Annotated in this window: 1 protein-coding gene; it reads left to right on the plus strand. The window is 61.3% G+C overall.

What is annotated here, in order from left to right; genetic code table 11:
- Positions 1-413 (plus strand): C40 family peptidase (locus GWK61_RS55395; protein ID WP_194922392.1); only part of this gene is annotated, 413 nt, incomplete at both ends.

A 413-nucleotide genomic window follows, 5' to 3' on the forward strand; every position in this document is an offset into this window, starting at 1 on the left:
CGTCTTCATCTCAGCGGCAGCAAGCGCAGTAACCGCAGCCATTGCTGCGCCGCTCTCTCACCTGTGGCACGCCGTGGACGCCGATCCACGAGGCACTCAGAGCCTGTGGTCGGCACAGGACTACGTCCACCTGATCGCCGCCGCAGAACACGACGCACCGTCCCCGCAGGCCGCCACCGCAATCGCGTTCGCCGCCAAGCAGATTGGGCGACCCTACATTTGGGGTGGAACAGGCAACCCGGGATATGATTGTTCCGGGCTCACACAAGCTGCCTACCGCTCGGCAGGAGTCGATATCCCCAGAGTGGCAACTGCGCAATATGTCGAAGGTGTAAAGATTGAGTTGGATAGCCTTCGGCCCGGGGATCTCGCCTTCTATGGAAGCACGGCATTCGCGCATCACGTCGCAATTT

It is taken from the genome of Catenulispora rubra, assembly GCF_015356825.1.
In the GTDB taxonomy this organism is placed as follows: domain Bacteria; phylum Actinomycetota; class Actinomycetes; order Streptomycetales; family Catenulisporaceae; genus Catenulispora; species Catenulispora rubra.